At 63.0% G+C, this 23,449-nt stretch carries 20 protein-coding genes; 3 read left to right on the top strand and 17 right to left on the bottom strand.

Going from position 1 to position 23,449, the window contains the following annotated elements; genetic code table 11:
- Positions 1-26: 26 nt before the first annotated feature.
- Complete coding sequence (locus AC0NID_RS32595) at positions 27-1,010, bottom strand: ABC transporter permease (protein WP_473454407.1); 984 nt, start codon at positions 1,008-1,010, stop codon at positions 27-29.
- 446 nt (positions 1,011-1,456) lie between these two features.
- On the opposite strand from AC0NID_RS32595, the gene AC0NID_RS32590 reads away from it, so the two are divergent.
- Positions 1,457-2,419, top strand: a complete 963-nt coding sequence (locus tag AC0NID_RS32590; RefSeq protein ID WP_473454318.1) for a sugar-binding transcriptional regulator — start codon at positions 1,457-1,459, stop codon at positions 2,417-2,419.
- On the opposite strand, the gene AC0NID_RS32585 is transcribed toward AC0NID_RS32590, so the two are convergent.
- The 9 genes from AC0NID_RS32585 to dctP all read right to left on the bottom strand — a co-directional run bounded on the left by AC0NID_RS32585 (position 2,416) and on the right by dctP (position 12,576).
- The gene (locus AC0NID_RS32585) at positions 2,416-3,912 is read right to left on the bottom strand and encodes a xylulokinase (protein WP_473454317.1); all 1,497 of its coding nucleotides are present in this window, start codon (positions 3,910-3,912) and stop codon (positions 2,416-2,418) included. The genes AC0NID_RS32590 and AC0NID_RS32585 overlap by 4 nt on opposite strands.
- Before the next feature lie 20 nt (positions 3,913-3,932).
- Positions 3,933-5,255, bottom strand: coding sequence for an NAD(P)H-dependent oxidoreductase (locus AC0NID_RS32580; protein WP_473454316.1), 1,323 nt, complete (start codon positions 5,253-5,255; stop codon positions 3,933-3,935).
- Positions 5,256-5,676: 421 nt separating this feature from the next.
- The gene (locus AC0NID_RS32575; protein ID WP_473454315.1) at positions 5,677-6,402 is read right to left on the bottom strand and encodes a ribonuclease activity regulator RraA; all 726 of its coding nucleotides are present in this window, start codon (positions 6,400-6,402) and stop codon (positions 5,677-5,679) included.
- A 63-nt stretch (positions 6,403-6,465) separates the two neighbouring features.
- A complete protein-coding gene (gene araD, locus AC0NID_RS32570; protein WP_473454406.1) occupies positions 6,466-8,202 on the bottom strand; it encodes an L-arabinonate dehydratase in 1,737 nt (578 codons plus the stop codon).
- 1 nt (position 8,203) lies between these two features.
- Entirely contained in the window at positions 8,204-8,377 is a 174-nt protein-coding gene (locus AC0NID_RS32565; RefSeq protein WP_473454314.1) for a hypothetical protein, read from the bottom strand.
- A gap of 10 nt (positions 8,378-8,387) precedes the next feature.
- The gene (locus tag AC0NID_RS32560; protein WP_473454313.1) at positions 8,388-9,704 is read right to left on the bottom strand and encodes a TRAP transporter large permease; all 1,317 of its coding nucleotides are present in this window, start codon (positions 9,702-9,704) and stop codon (positions 8,388-8,390) included.
- On the bottom strand, positions 9,694-10,215 hold the full coding sequence (locus tag AC0NID_RS32555; RefSeq protein WP_473454312.1) for a TRAP transporter small permease subunit: 522 nt from the start codon (positions 10,213-10,215) through the stop codon (positions 9,694-9,696). The genes AC0NID_RS32560 and AC0NID_RS32555 overlap by 11 nt, the downstream gene beginning before the upstream one ends.
- Positions 10,216-10,312: 97 nt before the next feature.
- Positions 10,313-11,401: an SMP-30/gluconolactonase/LRE family protein gene (locus AC0NID_RS32550; RefSeq protein WP_473454311.1), complete on the bottom strand. Its 1,089-nt coding sequence runs from the start codon at positions 11,399-11,401 to the stop codon at positions 10,313-10,315.
- Positions 11,402-11,550: 149 nt separating this feature from the next.
- Positions 11,551-12,576 carry a TRAP transporter substrate-binding protein DctP gene (gene dctP / locus AC0NID_RS32545; protein ID WP_473454310.1) on the bottom strand — a complete coding sequence of 342 codons (1,026 nt, stop codon included), beginning with the start codon at positions 12,574-12,576 and terminating at the stop codon, positions 11,551-11,553.
- A 115-nt stretch (positions 12,577-12,691) separates the two neighbouring features.
- Between dctP and AC0NID_RS32540 the strand changes: the two genes are divergently transcribed.
- Positions 12,692-13,396: a GntR family transcriptional regulator gene (locus AC0NID_RS32540; RefSeq protein WP_473454309.1), complete on the top strand. Its 705-nt coding sequence runs from the start codon at positions 12,692-12,694 to the stop codon at positions 13,394-13,396.
- A gap of 165 nt (positions 13,397-13,561) precedes the next feature.
- Here the strand turns inward: AC0NID_RS32540 and AC0NID_RS32535 are convergent, their stop codons facing one another.
- The 3 genes from AC0NID_RS32535 to AC0NID_RS32525 form a co-directional block, all read right to left on the bottom strand.
- Positions 13,562-14,668: a mandelate racemase/muconate lactonizing enzyme family protein gene (locus AC0NID_RS32535; RefSeq protein ID WP_473454308.1), complete on the bottom strand. Its 1,107-nt coding sequence runs from the start codon at positions 14,666-14,668 to the stop codon at positions 13,562-13,564.
- Positions 14,669-14,743: 75 nt separating this feature from the next.
- Entirely contained in the window at positions 14,744-15,481 is a 738-nt protein-coding gene (locus tag AC0NID_RS32530; protein WP_473454307.1) for a GntR family transcriptional regulator, read from the bottom strand.
- A 104-nt stretch (positions 15,482-15,585) separates the two neighbouring features.
- Entirely contained in the window at positions 15,586-16,374 is a 789-nt protein-coding gene (locus AC0NID_RS32525) for a HalD/BesD family halogenase (RefSeq protein WP_473454306.1), read from the bottom strand.
- Between the two features lie 101 nt (positions 16,375-16,475).
- On the opposite strand from AC0NID_RS32525, the gene AC0NID_RS32520 reads away from it, so the two are divergent.
- The gene (locus AC0NID_RS32520) at positions 16,476-17,378 is read left to right on the top strand and encodes a LysR substrate-binding domain-containing protein (RefSeq protein WP_473454305.1); all 903 of its coding nucleotides are present in this window, start codon (positions 16,476-16,478) and stop codon (positions 17,376-17,378) included.
- A 76-nt stretch (positions 17,379-17,454) separates the two neighbouring features.
- Here AC0NID_RS32520 and AC0NID_RS32515 read toward each other — a convergent pair whose 3' ends face one another.
- From AC0NID_RS32515 to AC0NID_RS32500, 4 genes are all read right to left on the bottom strand, one after another.
- Positions 17,455-18,315 carry a DUF4118 domain-containing protein gene (locus tag AC0NID_RS32515; RefSeq protein ID WP_473454304.1) on the bottom strand — a complete coding sequence of 287 codons (861 nt, stop codon included), beginning with the start codon at positions 18,313-18,315 and terminating at the stop codon, positions 17,455-17,457.
- A gap of 308 nt (positions 18,316-18,623) precedes the next feature.
- Entirely contained in the window at positions 18,624-19,781 is a 1,158-nt protein-coding gene (locus AC0NID_RS32510; RefSeq protein ID WP_473454303.1) for an efflux RND transporter periplasmic adaptor subunit, read from the bottom strand.
- A 16-nt stretch (positions 19,782-19,797) separates the two neighbouring features.
- Entirely contained in the window at positions 19,798-22,974 is a 3,177-nt protein-coding gene (locus AC0NID_RS32505) for an efflux RND transporter permease subunit (RefSeq protein WP_473454302.1), read from the bottom strand.
- A complete protein-coding gene (locus tag AC0NID_RS32500) occupies positions 22,968-23,225 on the bottom strand; it encodes a hypothetical protein (RefSeq protein WP_473454301.1) in 258 nt (85 codons plus the stop codon). Before AC0NID_RS32500 ends, AC0NID_RS32505 begins: the two co-directional genes overlap by 7 nt.
- Between the last annotated feature and the right edge of the window lie 224 nt (positions 23,226-23,449).

Below are 23,449 nucleotides of genomic sequence, written 5' to 3'. Positions count from 1 at the left end.
CCCGCTCTCCATTGCGCCCCAACCCTTCATTGCGCTCGCCGGCGCCATGTATCGGTGGCCACCGCCAGCGCGATCACGACGCCGATCACCACCTGCTGGACGAAGGGCGACACGCCGAGCAGGTTCAGCCCGTTGCGCAGCACGCCGATGATGAGCACGCCGACCGCGGTGCCGCCTATCGAACCGACGCCGCCCGACAGGCTGGCGCCGCCGATCACAACCGCCGCGATCGTGTCCAGTTCGTAGCCGAAGCCGGAACTCGGCTGGACGGAATCGAGCCGTGCCGCAAGCACGATGCCGGCAAGCCCGGCCAGTACGCCGCAGGCCGCGTAGACCCAGTTGGTCAGCGACTTGACCGGTATGCCGGACAGCCGAGCGACCTCGGCGCTGCCGCCGATCGCGTAGAGGCTGCGGCCGGTCGCGCGGTAGTTCAGGAAGATCGCGAAGATGATGGCCAGCACGATCATCAGCCCGACGGTGACCGACAGGAAGCCGAAATGGCGGATGATCGACAGGCTGGTGAACCAGTCGGGAAAGCCGATGATCTGCGAGCCGTCGGTGATCATGTTGGCGAGACCGCGCGCCACCGACATCATGGCCAGCGTCGCGATGAAGGGCGGCAGCTTGGTGACCGTCACCAGCAGGCCTGAAACCAGCCCGCAAAGCCCGGCAACGACAAGCGCTGTGACGATGCCGGCGGACATGCCGAGATTGAGATGGTCCGGATGAGCGACGAAGCCCATCACCATGGCGGCGAGCGCCAGGACGGAGCCGACGGACAGGTCGATGCCGCCGATCAGAATGACCAGCGTCATGCCAATCGCCATGATGCCGAGCACTGTGACCTGGTCGAGCACATTGAGGATGTTGCGGAAGGTCAGGAACGTGTCGGTGGTCAGCGACAGGACCAGGCACAAAAGCACCAACCCGATCAGCGGGCCCATGGTCCCGGCGAACAGGGCCGAAAGCTTCGCGCCCGCCGCGGCCTGAGCACCCGGGCCGGCCTTCAACTCGCTTGCATCGTTGCTCACAGCCACTTTGCTCCTCCACCAGCAGTCCGGCGATGCGTCGCCGGCTCACTCTTGTTCACCAAGCGCCTCCCTTGTGAACAATTTATCTTTGATAAGCAATTTTGTTCAGCTAAACTGTTCGTCAGAAAATTGTCAAGGCCCGCCGCATCATTCCAGCCGGTTTGCGCCGCCAGGCGGTTTGCCTTACGGAAGACACGAACTGCCGCGTTTCAGGTCCGGTTCCCGTCCTGCGAGTTCATTTTGGCTGCTTGAGCAGGGCAAGACGGCCAAGACGAAGTAAATGTTGACCATTTTGGCTTTCATCTCGCGTTGTGGACGCTATCCTGGGCCTGAGTCCTGGGCATGCAGAACGATTTCGGACCGCTCGGCCGGATACGCCATCTGAATGGCCTTGACGGATCCGGGCGACTGCGGGAGGGCAAAAGATGGCGATGACGGAGAATGACAGGGCCTCGCGCTTCCCGGATGCCGAGCTGAAGGCCCGTGCCGCGTGGCACTATTATGTCGAGGGGCTGACGCAGGAGAGGATTTCCGAAATCCTCGGCATTGGTCGCATCAAGGTGCATCGCATCTTATCCGCGGCGCGCGAGGAGGGCGTCGTCCAGTTCCGCATTCGTGACAGCGTCGTCGAATGCATGGTGCTGGAAGAGGCCCTGAAGCAACGCTTCGGGCTCAGCCAGGCCGTCGTGGTGCCGTCGGCAGCCGACCGAAGCAACGCGCCGCTGATGATCGGCCATGCCGCGGGTGCCTATCTGGCCGACAATGTGAATGCCGGCGACGTCGTCGCGCTGGGCTGGGGGCGGACGCTGAAATTCGCCATCAACGAATTGCCGCGGCGGCCGATCGCCAGGACGACGGTGGTCTCCATGCTGGGCGGCCTCACCCACGCGCAGCCGCTCAATCCGACCGAAAGCGCCTGGGAGTTTGCCGAAAAAATCGGTGCGGAGTGCTTTCTGCTGCCGGTGCCGGTCTATGCCGACAGGCCGGAGCAGCGCGACGCCTTCATGAGCCAGCGCAGTGTTCAGGACGTCGTTTTTCGCGCGCGGCGTGCAAACATCGCCGTGCTCAGCGTCGGCTCGTTTTCAAACGACAGTCCGATCGCCAATTACGGCTTCATCAAACCCAGCGAACTCGAGGAATTGCAGACGGCCGGAGCCGTTGGCGATATCTTATGTCATTTCATCAACGCCGAAGGCCGCCCGGTCGACCATGAGGTCAACCGCCGGGTCTGCGCCTATCCGCTGCAGGATCTGTCCGACATCCCGAACATCGTCCTGGTTTCGGGGGGGCAGGAAAAGATCGCCGTCATGCGGGCGGCGCTCGCCAGCACCAGGGTCTCGGTCCTGGTCACCGACGAGGACGCGGCCAAGGGCCTGCTCAACCGCTAAGCCTTGCCAAGCGCCTCGAGGCGAGCATGGATGTCGCGCGTCGCCTGATAGAGATCGCGGTAGATCGCCTTGCGCACGCGGTAACAGGCGACCAACTCGCCGACCGGGTCGACCTGCCTGGTCGGCGGCGCGGTCATCGCCTCGGCCGCCGTCTCGGGCGAGGCAAACCATCCCATCGCCGAAGCCGCCAGCATGGCGGCGCCAAGTGCTGCGGCTTCGTTGACCGGCGACACCGAGAGCGGCCGCTCGAGCACGCTTGCCATGATCCGCATCAGCAGCGCCGAATTGGTGCCGCCGCCGGCTGCGATCATCGCCGCCGGTTTGCCGCCGACTTGAGTTTCCATCGCCTCGCTGGCGATGGCTTGCTCGAAGGCGATGCCTTCCAGTACCGCGCGGAAGAGATGCTCCGGTCGGTGGTCGAGGGACAGGCCGACAATGGCGCCGCGCGCAGCACCATCCCAATAGGGGCTCATGACGCCGGCCCAATAGGGCATGGCCAGAAGGCCCTCGCTGCCGGCGGCAACATCCACCGCCGCTTTCTCCAGCGCTGCGGCCGACGGCGAACCGGTGGTGCGAACGATCCAGTCGACCAACTGCATGCCCGAGCGCAGCACGGTCTCCAGCATGAAGCCGGAGCCGGTCGGCGAGATCAGCGTCCGAAACGCGTCCGAGGTTTTGACCTTGCCGGAGTAGCAGCCGCTGACGACGCCCGAGCCGAGCGAAAGATAGCTCTTGCCCTCGCCGTGGACGCCCATGCCGAGGCCCATCGCCTGGCCGTCGCCGGCGCCGGCGACGACAGGCGTGCCGGCCTTCAGGCCGGTCAGCCGTGCCGCACTTTCGACAAGTCCGCCGCAGATCGTGCCCGGCGCGACCAACTCCGGCAACTGCTCCGGCCGCAGCCCCGCGGCCGCAACGAGCTCAGGGTGCCAGGTGCTGGTCTTGATGTCGAGCAGCCCGAGCGGATCCGCGCTGGCCGTGCTGGTGACGAGACGTCCGGTCAGCCGGTGGACGAGGAAGCCATGCACGTCGACGAGTGCGGCGGCGTCGGCGAGCGCTTGCGGCTGGTGTTCGGCAAGCCAGCGAACAGCATAGAGTGCCGGCGTCGGGTCCGGCGGCTTGCCGCTCCAGTCGCGGATCGCCGCGCGGCCGAGTTCGGCGGAAAGCCTGACAACTTGCGGACGGGCGCGCTCGTCCAGCCAAAGGATCGCGGGAATGAGCGGCTTGCCGGCATGATCGATCAGGGTGAACGTCTCGCGCTGGTGAGCGATGGAAATCGCTGCCACCCGTGGTGCGCCGACCTTGTCGGCGATTTGGCTCAGCGCGCCAAGCAGTGCCGCCCACCAATGTTCGGCATCCTGCTCGAAATGGCCGGGCCTGGGATTTGAAAGTGGATAGGCCTCGCGCGCTTGGAACAGCTCCTCGCCGTCACGCGTGAAGGCAATTGCCTTCACGGCTGTCGTCGAGGCGTCGATCCCGATTACGACATCGTCCATCAGGCGGAAATCCGGCCGGTTCAGGCAGCGTTCGTAACGAACCGTCCATCCGACTGGTCGAGACGACGGCGGATCTGGGTTATCACCATCGAATCGTCGGGTACACAATTTTCATAGGTGAGGAAGTCGCCTGATTTGACCGGCTTGACCACCTTGGCGCGTTCGGCAAGGCCGATCGGCAGCGCGCCCTTGGCGCGCGCATCCCCCCAGGTCATGGCGAAGCCACGATAGTCGTTCTCGCCGATCATGCCGAGCGACTGTCCCTGGCCAAGGTCGCTCTTGGCGACCGCCACCGCCTCGGCGACCGGATGGTCGAGCGGCTCCATGTCGGCGCGCTTATAGACCACGGCGCGCGCCGCCGACAGCGGCACTTCCAGGCTGGTCAAATGATAGGGGCGGAAGATCGTGAAATACGGACCCTTGCCGACCTTGAGATCGACCATCCGCTCCAGCACGCGCGGATGCCTTGTCTCGATGATACAGAATACGCCGGGCGCCACGCCCTTGCCGATCGAATAATCGACAATGCCCTTGCGATTCAGCACGCCGCCATCCTCGCGCGGGCAAAGCACGCTGGCCAGTTCCTCCAGCGTCGCGGTCGGGCCGTGCATGCCCGGCACGTCAGGCACCAGGCCGGTGGCGTTGGCGATCGCCACCATCTCGATCGCCGTCTTCGAGCCGTCGACAAATTCGACCAGCATGCGCGCATTCATGTTGCGCTCTGCCGCCTCCTTCTCGTAGTCGGCGGGCATGGCGTCGATCTTCAGCGGATTGTTCTTGCCCTTGCCGGCGGCGATGATGTTGAAGCCGAGGCTCCTGGCAAAGCCGATGATCTCCAGCGTGCAGGCGGGCTCGTCGCCGGCCGCGCCCGTATAGACGACGCCGGCCTTGCGCGCCTCCTCCTTGAGGAAGCGGCCGATGGTGATGTCGGCTTCGACATTGAGCATGACGATATGCTTGCCGTTCTTCATCACTTCGAGCGCGAACAGCGTGCCGATGTTGGGATTGCCCGTCGCGTCGATGATGACGTCGATGCGGCCGGCCGCCGCCAGCGCATGCAGATCCTCGGTCACGGCGATCTTGCCGGCCTCGATGGCGCGGTCGATGGCCGCTACGTTGCCAGCCTGCACGATGTCCGAGCGGTCGTGGCCGGCGAGCAGTGCCGCGTCGATCGCCGCCTGCGGCCTGACCTCGGAAATGGCGCCGATCCGCATGCCCGGCATCAGCGCGACCTGGACGACGATGTCGGTGCCCATCTGCCCGGCGCCGGCAAGCCCGATGATGATCGGCCCCTGCTTTTCAGCGCGCTGCAATAGTTCCGCTGCAAATTGCGGATGGGCCATGTCGCTCCCTCCAGTTCCTGACGCGCCGCAGCGTCGAAGCCATCACTTTGAACATTCCTATTTCTAAATGAAAAATATTTCAACCCGACATTCGGCAGTCCCGATCCAAATTGCGGATTCTGATGCAATCGTCCTGCACGCGGCAGTGGGTGGACGGTGCGTTCGCGAAGCAGCCGGCGAGCCAAACGAGAAGCGCACGAACTCATGGCGAAAGCTGCCTGTTCCGCGGCATTGACGACGACCGTGGCAGCTCGACCTGTGCCCCTTACAGGTTGGACCGCGATTTCTTAGTCAGCCAGCCTGAAGGAGCGGATCCGCAGGCAGAGAAGTTTCTCAAGGAACTCTCCGCTGCCTCAGGAGGCACTTTTTGCCAACCGTCGGGACCGGAATTCTCACGATGCTCGCTGGGATCAGGAACAGCTTAGCGGCTGGTCTTCTTGCGCCATTCCGCATAGTCCGCCTGCGCCTTCTGCGTCGTCGGCGGGTAGAGGCCGATGATCGCGGCTCCGTCCAGGACCTGCTCGAGCACGAAATCCTCAAAGTTCTCCATGCCGGCGCATTCCTCGGCGATCTCGTCTGCCAGATGGGCTGGGATGACCATCACGCCGTCGCCGTCGCCGAGCATCACATCGCCCGGGAAGACGGGTGCATCGCCGCAGGAAATTGGCAGGTTCATGTCGAGCGCCTCGTGCAGAGTCAGATTAGTGGGCGCGGACGGGCGCTGGTGATAAGCGGGCATGTCGAGCCTGCCGATTCCTTCCGCATCCCGGAACCCGCCATCCGAGACCACGCCCGCACAGCCGCGAACCGCAAGGCGGGTGACGAGAATGGAGCCGGCCGAGGCAGCGCGCGCATCCTTGCGGCTGTCCATCACCAGAACCCAGCCGGACGGGCAAGTTTCTACCGCAACGCGCTGCGGATGGTCGACGTTGCGAAAAACGGCGATTGGGTTGCGGTCTTCGCGCGCCGGAATGTAACGCAGCGTGAAGGCCTGACCGACCATGTTGATGCCCTTCCAGGCCACGGGCCGAACGTTCTGGATAAACTGGTTGCGAAGGCCCCTCTTGTAGAGCGCCGTCGCCACTGAGGCAGTGGACACCTTCATCAGCTTCGCGCGGGTTTCATCGGAAAGGACGTAGTCTGTCATCATCGGCCTCGCTTCGTTCATGTAGCCGGAGCCGCAGCCCAGGCGGGGGACAGCGGCGTTGTGTCAGTTGATCGCCGGTTCATCGACCACCCGGCCGAATTCGGTCCTGAGGAAATCGAAGTCGCAGCCCTTGTCGGCCTGTTCAATGTGCTTGGAGAACATGAACCCGTAGCCCCGCTCGTAGCGTGGCGTGGGCGCTGTCCAGGCGTTGCGTCGGGCCGCAAGCTCCTCGTCGGAGACCAGCATGTTCAGACTGCGGTTCGGAATGTCGAGCTCAACCATGTCGCCGGTCGCCAGAAGCGCCAGCGGACCGCCGACATAAGCCTCGGGGGAAACGTGCAGCACACAGGCCCCGAAAGAAGTGCCGGACATCCGCGCGTCCGAAATGCGCACCATGTCGCGCAGGCCGAGCTTCAGAAGCGCCTTGGGCATCGGGATCATGCCCCATTCCGGCATCCCCGGGCCGCCTTGCGGCCCAGCGTTTCGCAGCACCAGCACCGTGTCGGGCGTTATCGGGTAGTCCGGGTCGTCGATGATTTTCTTCAACTCGGCATAGCTGTCGGCCACCAGCGCGGGGCCCGAGTGGCGATGGAACTTCGGATCGCAGGCTGCGGGCTTGATCACCGCCCCGTCGGGCGCGAGGTTGCCCCTCAGCACTGCGAGCGAGCCTTCGTGATAGACCGGGTTTGACAGCGGCCGGATCACGTCTTCGTTCCAGATCCTGACCTGATCCAGACCATCCGTCAGCGCTTTGCCGGTGACGGTGATGGCCGAGCTGTCGAGCTTGTCGCCCAGTTGCTTCATCAGCGCGCGCAGGCCGCCGGCGTAGTAGAAATCCTCCATCAGGTAGGACGTGCCCGAGGGACGGATATTCGCGATGACCGGCGTGATGCGGCCGATCCGGTCGAGGTCATCGAGATCCAGCGGCACCCCGGCGCGGCGGCTCATCGCGATCAGGTGGATGATCGCGTTGGTCGAACACCCCGTCGCCATGGCGACCGTCACCGCATTGTTCACGGCGGCGGGGGTGACGACCTGGGTCGGCGTCAGATCCTCCCAGACCATGTCGACGATCCGGCGGCCGCATTGGGTGCTCATCCGCTGATGGCTCGCGTCGGCGGCGGGGATCGAGGAGGCGCCGGGCAGTGTCAGGCCCATAGCCTCGGCGATCGCCGTCATGGTCGAGGCCGTGCCCATCGTCATGCAGTGGCCGTAGGACCGGGCGATGCCGCCCTCGATGCCCTGCCATTCCTCCTTGCTGATCGTGCCCGCGCGGCGTTCGTCCCAGTATTTGAAGCCGTCGGTGCCCGAACCAAGATATTTGCCCGCGTAGTTGCCCCGCAGCATCGGCCCTGCGGGCAGGTAGATGAAGGGCAGTCCCATGCTGAGCGCGCCCATCACGAGGCCCGGCGTGGTCTTGTCGCAGCCGCCCATCAGCACGGCGCCGTCGAAGGGGTGGCTGCGCAAAAGCTCCTCCGTCTCCATCGCCAGCAGGTTGCGGTAGAGCATGGTGGTGGGCTTCACGAAATTCTCCGACAGCGACAACGCCGGGAGCTCCATCGGAAAGCCGCCCGCCTGCAGGACGCCGCGCTTCACCCATTCCACCCGGTCCTTGAAGTGCATGTGGCAAGGTTGGGCGTCGGACCAGGTGTTGATGACCGCGATGATCGGGCGGCCCTCCCAGTCGATAGGATCGTAGCCCATCTGCATGGTCCGTGAGCGGTGCCCGAACGAACGCTGGTCGTCGGGCGTCATCCAGCGCGCGGAGCGCAGTTGATCGTATGTCCTGCGGGTCATGATCCTATCCAGTGAAGGCGAAAGTAAACCAGATCAGCACGGCCGTGCCGACCACTCCCACGATTTCGGGCCAATTGCCGAAGTCCGGCTCCATGGCTTCGTCCGCAGCGAACTCCGAAGGTGAGATGTCCTCGTCTCCCTTCATTAGGTCACGGGTGACGTCGTGCTCATCGCTCATGACGGTCTCCTCAATTCAGGGATGTCGGGATAAAGAGGGCGATTTGCGGGAAGAACAGCACCAGCATCAGACCCAATGCCTGGAGCGCGATGAAGGGAAGCACGGCGGCGAAGATATCCTGCAGACTGATCTCTTTGGGGGCGACCGACTTCAGGAAGAAGCAGGCAGGGCCAAAAGGCGGCGAGAGGTAGTAGATCTGGATGTTCATTGCGAAAAGCACGCCGAACCAGATCGGGTCGAAGCCCAGATCCACCACGACGGGGGCAAAAATCGGCACCGTGATGAACAGGATCGCGATCCATTCCAGGAAGGTGCCGAGCACCATCACGATCAGCATCATCACCACGATCACCCAGATCGGCGACACGTCGAGCGAGGTCAGCAATCCGCGCAGGAAGTCGCCGCCGCCGATGCGGTTGTAGATACCGATGAGCGCGACGGCGCCCAGCACGAGCCAGATGATCGAGCCCACCGTCTGCACGGTCTGACGCATCGCGTCGCGCATCTTCATCCAGGAGAGTTCCGCGCGGATTGCGGCAATCACCACCGCGCCCACCGCGCCTACGGCCGCAGCCTCCGTGACGGTGGCAATCCCCGAATAGATCACGCCCAGCACCGCACCGATCAGGATCGCCGGAAGGATCACCCCTTTCAGAAAGGGCAATCGCTTTACGAAGGGTAGCCCTGTCTCGGGAATGTCGTAGATCGGGGCAAGCGCCGGATTGAGACGAACGCGCACCAGGATGTAGATGATGTAAAGCGACGCAAGCAGCAATCCGGGGCCGATTGAAGCGGCAAAAAGCTTGGTAATCGAAACCTGCGCGGCAAGACCATAGACGATCAGCACCACCGACGGTGGGATCAGAGTGGCCAGTGCGCCGGCGGCACAGATGATGCCGATCGCGAGCTTCTTGTCGTAGCCGAGCCGGAGCATCTGCGGCAGTGCGATCAGGCCGAGCATCACGATCTCGCCGCCCATAATGCCTGACATGGCGGCCAGCACCACCGCGACAACACAGGTCTGGACGCCGACTGATCCGCGGAAACGCCCCCCCATGATCGCCATCGATTCGAACAGCGAATGCGCGATGCCGGATCGCTCCAGGATATTCGCCATGAAGACGAAGAACGGAACCGAGATCAGCTCATATTTGTGCAGCACCTCGGTGACGTTCGCTGAAACGATGAAGAAGCCGGCGCGCTCGCCGAAATAAAGGATCGCCGTGCCGAGCGAGACGAGAAGCGTGGTGATCCCCAGCGGGATACCGATCGCCATGAGCGCCAGCAGCGAAATGACGATCAACAGGGTGATGTATTCAATGCCCACCGGAGGTTCCCTTCTCGGTGCACTGGAACCAGCGGATGATGTTGGCGACAAGCTGCATCAGATAGAAGACGCAGCCCACGAGCAGCAGTACCTTCAGGTAGCTCGGCTGCAGGGAGTTCATCGCCGTGCCGGAATATTCGGGCCGGGCGATGACTTTCATTGCCGGCGCCCAGACCGCGCGCGCAAGGAAGAACACCGCGACGACGGCAGCCAGGAGCTGGACCAGACGAAAGAAGCGCCAGACGCGAGGACCGACGACGATCTCCAGCATGGTGATCGAAATGTGCCGGTTGCGCTCCGTCACGTAGCCGACGGCAAGCACCCAGGCGGTCGCACAAAGGGTCATGGAAAGCTCGGTCGACCACGTGGTCGGCCGATCAAAGCCATAGCGCATAGCGACCTCGAGCGCCGAGGCGATGATGCAGGCGAAGAACAGAATTGAGCAGCCGTGCCCGACGAAGACGCTGAAGCGGTCCATGATCGAGGCATAGCGTGCAAGAAGACGTCTCATGATCCCTACCGTGCGCTCGATGGTAGCGCGTGGCCGCATAGCGGCGGGCGATTGGTCGGTCTTTTCACCGCGCCAGCAGGACGATCAGTTGAGCTGGTCATGCTGCGCCTTGTGTCTCGACATAGACCGCGTAGAGCGAATGACTGCTCGCCATGTAGAGGCGGCTGCCTTTTGGTCCGCCAAATGTCAAATTGGCGCAGCGCTCCGGCAGGTGGATGAAGCCGATCGGCTTGCCTTGCGGATTGAAGATCATCACGCCGTCGAGGTGTTCCGGGTTGCCCTTCAGCGTGTAGATCTTGCGCCCGTCGACCTGGGAAGGTTCCGCATTGAGAGCGCCATTGCTGCCATAGCCGCACCAAAGGTTGCCGTCGCGGTCCACCTTGATTCCGTCGAGCGCTCCGAAATCAGCGGCGTCCACCACCTTCGTCTTGTTGGATGCCGCGCCGTCGGTTGAAATGTCATAGCTCCAGACGCTTCGATTGGGCGTACCCTTCCATTCCACCACATAGAGCTTCTTTTCATCCGGCGAGAAGGCGAGCCCGTTCGGATTGACCAGATCGGTGATGATGGCGGCAAGCTTGCCATCGGCACCGACGCGGTAGACATTCGTTGTTGCCTGATCTGGCTTCGCGGGCTCACCCTCATAGTTGCCGTTGATGCCAAAAAGCGGATCGGTGAACCAGATCGTTCCGTCCGACTTGACCACCACGTCGTTCGGCGCATTGAGCCGCTTGCCGTCGAACTGGTCGGCCAGGACCGTGATCGTGCCGTCCTTTTCCGTACGCACGACGCGGCGCGTCACCGAATGCTCGCAAGTGATCAAACGACCGTCTTTGTCGCGGGTGTTGCCATTGGCGAAATTGGCAGGAGAGCGGAAGACGGTGAAGCTGTTCTTCACCTCATCGTACTTCATGATGCGGTTGTTAGGAATGTCGGAGACAAGAAGATAACGCCCCTTAGGGAAATAGACCGGCCCTTCCGCCCATCGCATCCCGGACGCGAGCTGTTCCACGCTGGATGCATAGATGCGATACTTGGCGAAGCTTGGGTCCAGGATCTCTATTGCAGGATCCGGATAGCGAAGATTCGGCTTGAATGAGAGAGACTGCCCCCATGCGTTGCCGGCAGCGACGGCGACGAGCCCCGCGCTGCCGAGGGAAAGAATATCCCGGCGTGTCATTCCCATAGCCAGTTTCCTCCTCTGTTTCGACATGCGAGAGAATCCCTGCGCACCGCTCGGAGATTCCGCCGGCGAAACAACAGACACGGAAAGCCATTGCGTGGCCGCCTATGCTGCCTCTCCGGCCGCCAGGGGCGGCCGGAGAGGCTGCTCATTCAGTCCTTGAGCAGGCCGATTTTTTTCATGTAGGCCAGATTCGCGTCCAGCGCTTCGCGGGCGAGCTCGCTCTTTTCTGCAAATTTGAGCCATTCGGCACGGGCAACCTCGCGCAGCTGGTCGCGGTCTTCCAGCGCCCAGTTGATGACCTCAATCTTCCCGCCTTTGGAATCTGCAGCAGCCTTCTCCTGGTCCTGCTCGTTCACGACCTTGGTCAGGTCCTCCATGGCTGCATACCACCAGTCCTTGAGCGCCTTCTGGTCTTCTGCCGAATGTGCATCCCAGCGCTCGCGATTCATCGTGAACTGCATGAGCGGCATAGAATGAATGCCGGGGTAGAGGGGATAGGGAGCTACGTCGTGCAAACCGGTTGCGACGTTATTGACATAGGCGGAAGCATCGGCCGCATCGACGATCCCTTTTTCGAGCGCCCCGTAGACCTCCGAGAAGGGAATGGAAACCGGACTTGCGCCGGCGGAGGCGAAGATCGCGGAAGCCAGCCCCTCGGGCGCGCGGATCTTCTTGCCCTTCAAGTCCTCGAACGTCCGGATTGGAATGCGCGCGGGCAGGGATTCGCGGCTGTATGGGCCACAGGCAATCAGCTTCACCTCACCGTTGGTCACGCTGTCGAGGATCTTCTGCTGGATCTCCTCGCCACGATCATTCTTGCAGAATTCCAGCATCTGTGCCGGCGTGTCATAACCCGAGATAAGATCGGCCATGATCGCGAAGGCAGGCTCGATTCCAGAGAAATAGTTGACCGATGTGAAGTCGCCGTCGATCACCCCTGCAGCCACCGCATCGGGCGTTTCCTTCGCCGGAACCACCGACGCGTTCGGCGTCAGCGTGATTTCGATCCTGCCGCCTGTCATCTCCGGAACCTTGGGCAGCCAGGTCTCGGTCAGATATTGCATTGAGAAGTCGCCCGCATTGAACGACGATTGAATTGAAAGCGGATCAGCGCGTGCGGTCGACGCGAATGCGAGCGCGGTAGAGCCGGCGAGAAGAGCGAGTTTGACGTTCATTCTGTCCTCCCATGGGAAATATGGAGACCTCCATCTCCTTCTCAAATGCACTAATATATTAGTTTCACCAAGTCAACCGCCGCGCTATAGTGAATCCCACATCGAGGACGACCAGATGACACTGCTTTCCGCCCTGCCCGCTCAGCCGCTCAGTGGTGCGCTGAAACGGACGTCGACGTCACATCAGCTCTACGACCTGTTGCGCGACCGGATCATCTCGCTGGAACTGCGGCCGGGAATGCAGTTGTCGCGCAATGATCTCGCCGCGTTCTATGGTGTCAGCCAAACGCCGGTGCGCGATGCTCTGCAGATGCTGGAAAAGGAGGGACTGATTGCCGTCGTTCCGCAATCTCGCACCGAGGTGACGCGCATCGATCTCCATCAAGCGCGGGAGACCCAGTTCCTGCGCATGTCGCTCGAGCTTGAGGTCGTTCGATCATTGAGCACCGAGGCGGGCCGGAGCGTGGTCGCCCACGCCAGCCGTATCGTCCAATTGCAGGAAACGGCTCTCAAGATCGACGGGGATTTGGAGCGCTTCAGCCAGCTCGACCGACAGTTCCACCAATCGATGTTCGAGGCCGCCGGCGTGCCGGATTTATGGACGCTCATCCAATCCCGCTCAGGCCATATCGACAGGCTTCGAAAGCTCAACCTCATGGATCCGGGCAAAGGTGCAACGATTCTCACGGCGCATCGCGAGATCCTCGATCGGATGAAGGCCTTCGATGCGCCGGGAGCCCAGGCAGCCATCCGCCGGCATCTTTCGGGCACCCTCGCACAGGTCGATGAGATCCGACAGGCGCACAGCCAGTTCTTCTGAGCTTGCCGCTGGCCAAGGTGCGAATCGGCTATGCGAATTTGACCATTGCTGAGACTGTGAATTGATGCGCTCGGCCTCGTGAACCGGCTCGGGATAGTGCCAGACAAGGTTTTCGTGACGCTTGGTACTCGTCGTTAGGCCACGGTAATGCGGCGGATCTCCATCTTAGCCGCCGACCTCGAAGAATGGCGCGCCGAGCAGGTCGGGAACGACGTCGATGCCGAGGCCGGGCCCGTCCGGGACGCCCATGTGGCTGCCCGAGACCGGCGGCATGTTCGATGCGGTGCGCACCGTCACCCATTCGTGGAAGGCGATGGCGTGCAGCCGGCGCTCCTCCGGCGTCGACAGCGACAGATGCGCCATCGCTGCCGTATCGATTTCGGCGCCGCCGGTGTCCTCGACGGTGATCATGAAGCCCAGATCGACGGCAAGGTCGCGGATCTGGCGCGTCTTGGTCACGCCGCCGAGCCGCGAGATCTTCAGCGTCAGCCCGTCGGCCGCGCCCTTGCGGTGGATGTCGAGCATATCGTCCAGCGAGGCAACGGATTCGTCGAGCACCATCGGCTTGTCGAGCGAGCGGCGCACCGACATGCATTCGTCGATCGTGGTACAGGGCTGCTCGAACGTGTAGTCGACGGCACGCGTCGCGTCGGCGAATTGGCGTGCCTGATAGGGCGTCCAGCCGGCATTGGCGTCGCAGAAGATGACCGTGCCCTTCGGCACCGAAGCGGCGACTGCGGTGACGCGCTCGATGTCGTCATGGACATTGCCGCCGACCTTTACCTGCAGCCGGTGGAGCCCGTCCTTGACGATGCGCCTGGCAAGCGCCGCCATGGCGTCGACCGTGCCATGGGTGACGACCTTGTAAAGTTCCGCCGTCTCGCCCTCGCGTCCGCCGAGCAGCGTGACCAGCGGCACGTCTGCAGCGCGCGCCGCGAGATCCCAGCATGCCATGTCGAGCGCCGACTTGATGTAGGGATGACCCTTGAACACCGTATCCATCAGTCTGCCGATACTGGCCAGCCCGCGCGGATCCTGGCCCAATAGATGCGGCGCAATTTCCACGATGCCGGCACGAACGCCGGCCGCGAAGGCGGAGGAGTAGAAATTGCCGAGCGGCGCCATCTCGCCCCAGCCGGTCAGCCCGCTGTCGGAGGTGATGGCGACGATCACCGCGTCGAAGGCGTCGGCGACACGCCCCTTGGACATGCGGTAGGGTCCGTCCACGAAGGGCTGCACGACATGATAGGCCTTGATGGTTTTGATCTTCACGTTCTCTGTCCGTTGTCTGTGATGCCCCGACGAAGCCGCCAAATTGGCGGCTTCTGTCGGCTTGGCTCCTTCGGTTCAGCCGCCTTCCGGCCGGTTTCGCGTCAGGCCGGCACGATTTGCCTTGGCTCCTTTGGAAGCGCGCTGTTCGCGGCTGCGTGCATAGCCAAGCAGTTCCTCGAAATCGAGGTCGATATGCTCCCTGGCGTGGCGCTGAGCGGCGCGCCTGTCGGCGCCTTTCAGCAGGCGCACATAGGTCTCGTGGAGGTCTTCGGCAGGCACCGGTTCGTTGCGCGCCCGCTGGTGGAGGGCAAAGTACATTTGCAGCCGGCTGGCCAGGCGCTGCCAGGTTTCCAGCAGCATCGAATTGTCGGCCCATTCGTGGATCAGGCCGTGCAATTGCAGCGCCGTTTCGATCTGGCGGGTGGTGTCGAGGTTCCGCGTCGCCTGCTTCACGGCCTCGTGGCGCCGGTCAAGCTCGTCAAAGAAGCGCTGGCCGCGAAGCGGCCACGTCCGCTCGATGGCAAACTCGTCAAGCACCTTGTTGAGTGAATAGGCGTCGTCGATGTCCTTGGCGGTCACGTCGATGACGAAGGTCCCGGCGTAGGGGATGCTGGTCAGGATGCCTTCCTGCACCAGCTCGCGCATCGCCTCGCGCAGCGGTGCGCGGCTCACCCGCATCTGCTCGGCGATCCTGAGTTCGTTGAGCTTCTGCCCCGGTTCCAGCTGGCCGGTCAGAATCGCGCGCCTGAGCAGCGCCACGATCTCGGCGCGCCTTGTCGTATCCGCGATCGGACTGAAATCCAGCTTGCCCATTCGGCCACTCCGCAAGGAACCGGATCAAGACAAGCAGATTGTCGACAATCTTACAAGAGGTTTGTTTTCTGGCGTCCAGTTTCCGGGCGGAGTGTTGGTCCGGCTCAGGCAGCCCGGCCGTAGAAGCCGACCCGCTCCTCGTCGCTGAACGTCACGCCTGATTTCTCGTAGTAGGAGAACACCGCGATCATGCGTTCGCGCCCGCCTTCGACAGTGGTGACGCGATGCGCTGTGTTCTTGCCGCGGAAGACGTTGAGCGTGCCTGCCTTCATGCGCAGGATCCTTGCCTCGGGATCGCGCCCTTCGAGCAGCCTCGCGACGCCGTCGTAGTTGGGATTGTCGTCCGAGCGGAGATCGGTGCGGTATTCGAGATCGCCGCCGCGTTGCGCTGCCTGCAACAGAAGCGTCGTGGTGAATTCCGAGCGATCGAAATGCCAGTTCAGCGCCTCGCCGGCGCGATAGGCCATCACATTGGTGCGCGCCAGCGGGTCCTGCATGACATGCAGCCGCGTCTTTCCCATCGCCGCAGCCAGGAAGCGCAGCAGCGGTTCGTACTCATAGATGGCGAGCACGAGGCTGCCAGGAATCTGGTCGGCGCAGACCGTATGGCTGACGGTCTCGACCTTGCGCAGGGCAGGGTGGTCCGGAGCGAGTTCCGGGATGTCGGGCTTGAAGTAGATGTTGTGCATCCGCTTGTGCATGTGCGAGCGCGTCGCCATGACGGGCTGGATTTCCCGCACCGCCCGTTCAGCCACGCCGGGCCGCAGAAAACCCTCGAGATTGAACATGCCGTCGGCTTCCAGCGCCGCAATCGAGGTCTCCACAAGGCGCTTCCATTCGGCGCTGCCTTCACGGTCGAGAGGGTATCGGTCCAGATCGAGAATGTCTTTCATCTCATGCTCCCAGGTTCGCAGCATAAAAGACGGCAAAAAAATCTTTCTCTCAACGCCGAAAATTATTAGTCTTCCATAGGAAAAACTTATGGAAAGCGCGCATGGAACGGCTCCCTCCGCTGAACGCGATCAGGGCCTTCGAGGTCGCGGCGCGCGCCGGCAGCTTCACCTTGGCCGCCACCGAACTCGGCGTTTCGTCAGCGGCGGTCAGCCAGCAGGTCCGCAATCTCGAAACCTGGTTCGGCAAGCAGCTGTTCGTGCGCAGCGGCAACCGCATCGCGCTGACCGATGCCGGCCACGCAATCTATCCACAGACGGCGCGTGCCCTGGGCGACATCGCGGCGATCGGGCGGCGCATGCTGGAAGGCGGCCTGAGAACGCGTCTCGTCGTCAGCGTGCCGTTTTCGTTGGCCGAATTGTGGCTGGCGCCCAGGCTGGCCGTTCTTCTCGATGCCTTCCCGCAAATGGCGATCGACGTCCGGGTCGAGGACGATCCGGTCGATGTCGTGCGCCAGAACATCGACTTGCGCATCTCCTATGGCGACTATCACTATCCGACGCTCAGGATGGTCCGTCTCGTCCATGACGACGTCCTGCCGGTCTGCGCGCCGGACTTCTGGCAGAGATACGGCGATGGGGCGTCCAGCTTGGCGGAGATGCACGAGAGCCTGTTCATCCACACCAACTGGGGTCCGAACTATGCCTCGCATCCGACATGGGCGGACTGGTTCGCGGCATCGGGCGACAATCGCTCCCCCGACCCGTCGCACGGGCGGCGCGTCGGACTATCCAGCCTGGCGATCACATCGGCCCGGCTGGGTCTTGGGATAGCCCTTGGCCAGAGAGTCATGGCCCGCGCCGATCTGGAGGCGGGCCGGCTGACCGTGCTGTCGTCGGTGTCGGTCCGGCTCGGGCAACCCTATTGCGCCTTCATGCCTTCGGCAAAGGCCGAGCGTGCCGATGTGGCCGGTCTTGTCGAACTCCTCGGCAGGACGGCGCCCTAGGTTCAAAAAATCGGTCAAATGGCTGCACCAATGGCCTGGAGGTTTGCGGAGCTTTTGCTGTAGCCATGGGTTTAACTTACGGCCGGGTATGGCGGTCACCCCGGGACGTTCGTTCAAGAGCCAGGGCTAAAAAACGCCCCACGATGTCGACTAAGGTGGCCGGCGCCGGCGGACGTTCATCGGGGTCGAATGCGACTCCAATGGCGGCACCCGGGCCCACTGCCGTCGTCACAGGCCAAAAGTCTAAGCGCGAGGCCAACGCCGGGTAGACGCCGGCGGGCGAGACAAGACCCGTGGCCAACGATGATCGCGCTGCCTCGATCTCGGCCTCCTGGGGCTCTATGTCGCCGACTCTCTCGATGGAGACCATCTTGCCCTCAATAACGAGAATGACGACGACAGGAACCCGGAAGAGTGCTGCAAGTGCCTGGGCAGTGATCGAGACGATCGCTTTCGCACCGTCGGCCGCCACGACGTCGCGGCTGTAGCCTTGCAGCACCGCCACCTGCCTTCTCAGGAGCGCCGCATCAGTGGCCCTGCGCTGGGAGGTAAAGGCAACGGCACTCACGATAAGCCCGATGACAAAAAGCAGTCCGATAGCCCAGACGTTCGCCGGGTCGTTGACGATCAGCGTATGGCGAGGCTCGGTGAGAAAGAAATTGTAGGCGAGAGCGCCAAGTATCGCCGAAAAGAGGGAGGGCCCCAAGCCCAAGCCAACGGCCGCTATGGTCACCGGCACCACAAATATGAGGGAGATGTTCGGAATCGCCACGTGGCTGTCGACACCGACAGCCACGACCGCCGCGAAGGCGGTCAATGCAAACGCAGCAAGGTAGCGTACCGCAGCTGGAGCCTCCAATGGTGCCAAGCCCAAACGCGGACCGGCATCCGGCAACAGTGTGGTGTCCCATTGCAGCTTCGATCTAACATCGGCCATTGGTGCAACTCCCAGCCTATTGCGTGCCATCCTACGCGACCGCTCGCTGGCGCAAGCTGTGCGGGCCGCCGCATGACGCAAATGTGGGCCAACGCGCATAAAAATTCCATTCGTGCGTGAGCTGCATGAAATAGGAATCTTATTAACCCTGCAGCGCCCTCCGATGTCTTGGCCAGCCCTATTGCGCCTTCATGCTGTCAGTTAAGGCCGAGCGTGCCGACATTGCCGGGCTCGTCGCGCTGCTCAGCAAAACGGCGCCCTTGGCGTGGGAGCCGAGGGCGCCGCAGGACCGGGTCTGATGGGGGTTATCAGCTTGCCGGTTTCTCTTGTGGCAGCGGCGAGACCGGCATTCCCGGGCCGATCTTCTGCAGGTTGCCGGTGATCACCTTGTCGCCTTCCGATACGCCGCTCGAGATGGCCACCAGGTCGCCATTGGTCGGCCCGAGCGAAACGATGCGCTGGTCGACGGTGTTGCCCTTGCCGACGACGTAGACGTACTTGCCGAGCTGGCTCGATCCCAACGCCGTCTGCGGCACCATCAGTGCATCGGGCTGCTGCTTGATGTGCAGCCTCACGCGAACATATTGGCCCGGCAGCAGCCTGAACTTGGCGTTGCCGATGGTCGCCCGTGCCGTGATGGTGCCGGTCGAATGATCGACCGTGTTGTCGATGAAGGTGAGCTGACCTCTCTGGCGCGGTTCCGTCTCGCCGGGAAGCAGGACGTCGACATCGATGGGCCCGGTCGCGCGGGCTTCCTCGATCTGGGCCAGATCCGTTTCGCTCGGGTTGAAGGTGACATAGATGGGATCGAGCTGCACCAGCGTGTTGAGCACCGTGCCGGCGACGCTGACCAGCGTTCCGATCGAGGCCTGGTTGCGGCCGACGCGCCCGGCGAACGGCGCCTTGATTTCCGAATAACTCAGATTGAGCTCGGCTGTCCGTACAGCCGCCTGATTCACGGCGAGCGAGGCCTGAGCCTCGCGCAATGTGCTGGTGCGCTGGTCGAACGCATCCTTGGCGATGTATCCGCTCTTGGCGAGCTCGGTGCCGCGGCCAAGGCTGGAACGGGCATATTCGAGCGTTGCTTCGTCGCGCTGGACCTGAGCCTTCGCCTGGTCGAGGGCAGCGTGGAAATCCTCCGGAGCGATCTTGTAGAGAAGGTCGCCTTTTTGGACATCGCTGCCGTCGGGCGCGACCTGCTCCTGCAGATAACCCGGCACGCGCGCCTGCAGCGTGATGCTGCGGATCGGCTCGGTGCGGGCGGCGTAATCGAGATAGATCGGGATCGTCTTCTTGACGACGCTCACCACCGGCACTGGCATGACAAACGCCGCGGGTTCGGGCGTCGCCGCCCCTGCCGTGCCGGCATTGAGCCCGAAATTGCCCATGTCGAGCAAGTGGACGCTGGCCACCGAGATCGCCCCGACGGCAACAGCCGCTCCCAACGCGATTTTCCATTTACGCATGATCAAGTCTCCAGTCCTATTCGGCCGCTTCGGCCAATCGCTCGAAAGCAGGTTCGGCAACGGGTTCAGTTGGTTCGGAAACGGGCTCGCTCTTGCTGCCGCGCTCGCGCAGTTGTTCGATGACCGCATAGAAGATCGGCACGAACACCAGCGACAGGATCGTCGCCGCGACCATGCCGCCAAAGACGGTGGTGCCGATCGACTGCCGGCTCGCTGCACCAGCACCCGTGGACAACATCAGCGGCACCACGCCGAGGATGAACGCGAAGGCGGTCATCAGGATGGGCCGCAGCCGCAGGCGCGCCGCTTCCATTGCGGCTTCGACGATGCTGAGGCCTTCCCCGCGCCGGCGCCGGGCAAACTCCACGATCAGAATGGCGTTCTTCGCCGCCAGCCCGATCAGCATGACGAAGCCGATCTGCGAATAGACGTCGATCTGCATGCCGCGCATCAACAAGGCGACAAAAGCACCGAACAGGGCAAGCGGCACCGCAAGCAGAACCATGAAGGGCATGGCCCAGCTCTCATATTGAGCGGCGAGGATCAGGAAGACGAACACCATGGCGAGGCCGAAGACAATAGAGGCGATCGATCCTGCCTTGAGCTCCTGATAGGTGATCCCGGTCCATTCGTAGCCGAAATCCTTCGGCAGTGCGACGGCCGCCGCACGTTCCATTGCCGCGACCGCCTGGCCCGAGGAGAAGCCGGGTGCGGCACCGCCATTGATCAGGGCCGACGCATTGTTGTTGTAATGCGGGACCGTTTCGGGACCGACGATAGGCACCAGCTTGCCGAGCGTGCTCAACGGCACCATGCCGCCGGAGGCATTGCGCACATAAAGCCGCGAAATGTCGGCAGCACCCGCGCGCGCATCCTTGTCGGCCTGGATCGTCACCCGGAAGGTGCGGCCAAACAGGTTGAAGTCGTTCACATAGAGCGAGCCGAGATAGATCTGTAGCGTGTTGAACACGTCGGGCAGGCTGAGGCCGAGCAGCTTCGCCTTGTTGCGGTTGAGGTCGTAGTTGAACTGCGGCGTCGAGGTCGAGAATGACGAGAACAATTGCTGTGGATTGAGCTCGGGCTGCTTGCGCGCTTCGGCGAGCACGGCTTGCGTCGCGTCGTTGAGCGCAACACTGCCGCGGCCGGTCAGATCCTCGACCTGGAATTCGAAGCCGCCGGTCGTGCCGATGCCCGGGATCGAAGGCGGATCGAAGCTCAGCGCGAAGGCTTCGGGAAGTTCCATGAGCTTCGAGCGCACGTCGGCGACGAGCTTGGAGGCGCTCTGGTCGGGGCCGCGTTCGTCCCATGGCTTCAGGATGGCGAATTCCACCGCCGAGTTCGACTGGGCGGCATTGGTGAGGAAGTTCAAGCCGCTGATCGAGCCGACGATATCGACGCCGGGCGTGTTCTGCAGGATGTCGCGTGCCTTGCGGGCCACCGCGTCGGTGCGTTCCAGCGATGCTCCATCCGGCAACTGGATGACCACGAAGAAATAGCCCTGGTCCTCGACAGGAAGGAAGGTCGAGGGCAGGCGCTGCCAGACGAAATAGGTCGCGACAAGTCCGGCCGCGAACAGCCCGAGCATGATCCAGCGCAGGCGGATGAGGATGCGCACACCATTGGCATATGCGTGCGACAGCCGTTCGAAGCCCGTGTTGAACCAGCGGAACAACACGAACTGCGTTGCCGGGCGATGGCGCAGGAAGGCGGCGCTGAGTGCCGGGGTGAGCGTCAGCGAGACGAAGGCGGAGATGCCGAACGAGATCGCGACCGTCAGGGCAAACTGGTTGTAGAGCCTGCCGGAAACGCCGGGTATGAAGGCGACCGGCACAAACACGGCCATCAGCACCGCGGTCGTTGCGATAATCGGACCGGTGACCTCGGCCATCGCCGCGCGCGTGGCGGGCAGCGGTTTGAGGCCGGCCTCCAGCTGACGTTCGACATTCTCGACGACGACGATCGCGTCGTCGACGACGAGGCCTATCGCCAGCACCATGCCGAGCAGGCTGAGCATGTTCAGCGAGAAGCCGAACATGTACATGACGACGAGCGTGGCCACCAGCGACACGGGAATCGCGATCGTCGGGATGATCGTGGTGCGCCAGCTCTGCAGGAAGATGAACACCACCGCGACGACCAGGACCAGCGCCTCGCCGAGCGTGACCAGAACGTCGTGCATCGATGCCGAAACGAAACGGGTCGTATCGTAATGCATGGCGTAGCTGACGCCCTTCGGGAAGCGGGCCGACAGTTCCTGCATCTTGTCCTTGACGCGCTGCTGAAGATCGAGCGCGTTCGAGCCCGGCATCTGGTAGACCGCCAGCACCACGGTCGGGTCCTCGCCGAAGAACGCCGACGACGAATATTGCAGGGCGCCGAGTTCGATGCGCGCAACGTCGCGCAACCGCACCAGCGAGCCGTTCGCGGCATCGGCGCGCACCACGATGTCGCCGAATTCCTTGGGGTCGCTCAGCCGGCCGACCGCGTTGACCTGCATTTCGAAAGCGGTGCCGGCGGGCGCCGGCGACTGCCCGATCTTGCCAGCCGCGACCTGGACATTCTGTTCGGCGATCGCGTTCTGGACGTCGACAGCGGTGATGCCCAGATTGGCGAGCCTGTCGGGATCGAGCCATACGCGCATCGAATAGCGGCGTTCGCCGAAGATCTGCACGTCGCCGACGCCGGGCAGGCGCTTCAGCGGGTCGACCACCTGCAGGTAGGCGAGGTTGCTGAGCGCGACCGGATCGACCGAGCCGTCGGGCGAGGTGAGGTTGACGATCAGGACGAAATTCGGATTCTGCTTCTTGATCGTCACGCCGCCCTGGTTGACGATTGCCGGCAGCGAGGACGCCGCCTGCGACACGCGGTTCTGGACGTCGACGGCGGCCGTGCTCAAGGGGTAGCCGACCTCGAAGGTGATGGTGATCGTCGACGAGCCGTCGTTCGAGCTCGACGACGACATATAGGTCATGCCTTCAACGCCGTTGATCTGCTGTTCGAGCGGGGTCGTGACGGTGTCGGCCACGACTTGCGCACTTGCGCCCGGGTACTGGGCACTGACCACGACCTGAGGCGGGGTGATGTCGGGAAACTGCGAGACAGGCAGCAGGAAATAGCAGATCGCCCCGGCGAGCACCATGATGATGGCGATCGACGATGCGAAGATCGGCCGCTGGATGAAGAAATTCACCATGACACGTACCCCTCGCCCGATGCTCTGGCCGCGCCAAAGGCCTTGGCCACTCTGGACAGCCGCCGGCTGCGAGTTTGACCCGGGTCTTCCAGGAAACGAGGCTGCGCCTTGCGGCCGCGACCTTGCGCGTCAGCCAGGCCACGCAGCATCGTCTCGAACGAGCGCGGGTCGACGCCGTCGGCCTTCATCAGCATCAGGATCATCGGATCCCTCACAACTTCGTCGATCGTCAAATCCTTGCGCTGCGACATCGGAGCGGCTCCTGGCTTGCGATTCGCATCGAAATGATCGCGAACCGTTTTTCGTTCTCACCGGCCGAAGCCGCATGACATGCAATTTTCTCGCCCATTCCGCTCCGGCAGGGCCTGACGGCGATGCCAATCGTTGACGGGAGGCGACAGAGGTGTTACCAGTAAGTAACATTCTGGAAGTTACAGACCGGTAACACCCTAGTCAAGAGGTGTGCCCAGGGATT

This window comes from Mesorhizobium sp. WSM4821 (genome assembly GCF_055901555.1).
The sequence above is the reverse complement of the archived record's forward strand: the minus strand, read 5'-3'. Positions and strand labels throughout refer to the sequence as shown.